The following is a 2,386-nucleotide window of genomic DNA, read 5'->3' on the forward strand; positions in this document are numbered from 1 at the left end:
GGGCGGGGTGCTCCCCGCCCGCCACCGCCGGGACGGGTCAGATGCGGGTGTCCTCGACGACGGGAACGAGGTCACGGGAGGCGGCCGGGCCGCCCTGCTGCCCGCCGTCGGCCCCCGGTGCGGTCATCGTGCGGGGTGCGGCGGGCTTGGCAGGCGCCTTGCCGCAGAAGGCGGGCTCCAGCGCGTTCATCAGCCCCTGCGTCACGCTGCCGTTGTTGGAGGCGTTGGCGAAGACGACGACGCTGCGGCTGCCGTCCCGGGTCGTGAACGACTGGGTCTGGTAGCCCTGGACGATCCCGCCGTGGCCGTACACGTTGCCGCAGGAGAGCGCGATCTGCCGCAGGCCCAGCCCGTAGCTGATCTTCGCGGTGGGGGTGGGCAGCACGCTGGTCATCTGCTGCAGCGAGTCGTCCGAGACCAGCCCGCCGGCGCTGCCGGCCACCAGCGCGGTGAGGAAGCGGTCCATGTCGCGGGCGGAGGAGACCACCGCGCCGGCGCTCCACACCCAGGAGCCGGTCTGCAGGGTGGAGTCCAGCAGCGGCTTGGCGCGGTCGTCGTTGGTCAGGTAGCCGGTGACGTGCCGGCCCTCGATGCCCTCCTGCGGGACGTCGAAGGACGTCCGGTCCAGGCCGAGCGGCTCGATGACCGCGTCGCGCAGCACGTCCGCGTACGGCCGGCCGGTGAGGTGCTCGACGGCCAGGCCCATCAGCACGAAGTCCGTGTTCGAGTAGGAGTAGCGCGACCCCGGCGTGTACTGCACGCCGTGCGCGACGGACATCGACACCAGCTTCGCGGGGTCGTAGACGTTGTGGCGGATCCGGGCCTCGAAGGCGCTGGTCGTCTCCTCGCCGGCCTGCTCCAGGAGGTCGTTGGTGTGGTCGTAGACGCCGGCGCGGTGCTCCATCACCTGGCGGCCGGTCATCGTCCAGCCCTCCGGCAGCGTGCCGGCCGGGAGGTAGTCCCGGAGCGGCTTGTCCAGGTCGATCCGCCCCTGCTCGACGAGCTGCATGACCAGGACCGCGGCGAACATCTTGCTGTTGCTGCCGACCCGGAACCGCCAGTCGGAGTTCATCGGCGTCCCGTCCAGGTCGGCCTTGCCGACCGCCAGCGAGAGCTTGGTCTCCGCGCCGCCGTGATCCCTGATCACCGCGAACGCCCCCGGTGCCCCGGCGTTCATCGCGCTCTGCAGCGCGGCGCGCACGCCGGCGGTGTCCGGCACCGCCGCGGCGGCGGGCGCCGCCACCGCACCCGTGGCCCCCGTCGCCACGACCACCACACCGGCCGCAGCCACGGCCAGCGAACGTACGAATCCAATCCGTGCCATCGGACTTCCCCTGACTTCTCGTCATCTGGAACAACAGGTCCACGTCGGGACCAAGATCCAATATCTCTGACGGAACGTCATCCGACAAACGGGCACGGCTCCGGCCCACCCGGGCGGCGGCCGCCCCCGGGGCCCGTACGCACGATGGCCACCCGCCGGGGACCGGGCCCGGCGGGTGGCCGTGGAGTGTTTCAGCCGTGGAGTGAGCCGTGGAGGCTTCAGCCGTGCAGTGGTCAGCCGCGCAGGCCGCCGAGGCCGCGCGGGTGCGCCGGCTGCGCCGCGGCGGCGGCCGACTGGCGCAGCTCGGTGGCGATCAGTGCGGCCTGGACCCGCCGCTCCACACCGAGCTTGGCGAGCAGCCGGGAGACGTGGTTCTTCACCGTCTTCTCCGCCAGGTAGAGCCGCTCGCCGATCTGCCGGTTCGTCAGCCCCTCGCCGACCAGCGCCAGCACCTCCTGCTCGCGCGCGGTCAGCTCCGGGCCCTGGTGGGACGGCTGGGCCGGTTCGGCGTCGCTGCGCAGGCGGTTGAGCAGGCGGGTCGCGGCGCCCGGGTCCAGCATCGAGCGGCCGGAGGCGACCGTCCGGACGGCCGCGACCAGGTCGGTGCCGCTGATCTGCTTGAGCACGTAGCCGGCGGCGCCCGCCATCACGGCGTCGAGCAGTGCCTCCTCGTCGTCGAAGGAGGTGAGCATCAGACAGGCGAGGTCCGGCATCCGGGAGCGGAGTTCGCGGCAGACGGCCACGCCGTCGCCGTCGCCGAGCCGCACGTCCAGGACGGCGACGTCGGGCCGCAGCGCGGGGACGCGGACCAGCGCCTGTTCCGCGGTGGCGGCCTCGCCGACCACCTCCAGGTCCGGTTCGCCGTCCAGCAGGTCGTGGACGCCGCGGCGCACCACCTCGTGGTCGTCCAGCAGGAACACCCTGACCGGCGCCGGCGCCCCGGCGCCCGCCGTCATGCTCGCCATCTCGCGGCTCCACCTTCCTCGTGTGCGGGCCCGGCTGCTGCGGGCCGAAGGCGTGTCTGACAATTCGCGTCGGATCCGACGCGAATTGTCAGACACG

The 2,386-nt window shown here is 72.9% G+C and carries 2 protein-coding genes; both read right to left on the minus strand.

Going from position 1 to position 2,386, the window contains the following annotated elements; genetic code table 11:
• Positions 1-37: 37 nt before the first annotated feature.
• A complete protein-coding gene (locus tag ABZ885_RS39505; RefSeq protein WP_360199783.1) occupies positions 38-1,291 on the minus strand; it encodes a serine hydrolase domain-containing protein in 1,254 nt (417 codons plus the stop codon).
• A gap of 266 nt (positions 1,292-1,557) precedes the next feature.
• A complete protein-coding gene (locus ABZ885_RS39510) occupies positions 1,558-2,280 on the minus strand; it encodes a response regulator transcription factor (RefSeq protein WP_360199785.1) in 723 nt (240 codons plus the stop codon).
• Positions 2,281-2,386: the final 106 nt, after the last annotated feature.

Source organism: Kitasatospora sp. NPDC047058 (assembly GCF_040643935.1).
Lineage (GTDB): Bacteria > Actinomycetota > Actinomycetes > Streptomycetales > Streptomycetaceae > Kitasatospora.

Coding starts and splice junctions, on each gene's coding strand:
- ABZ885_RS39510 (WP_360199785.1), bottom strand. CDS start 2,280: ATGACGGCGGGCGCCGGGGCGCCGGCGCCGGTCAGGGTGTTCCTGCTG.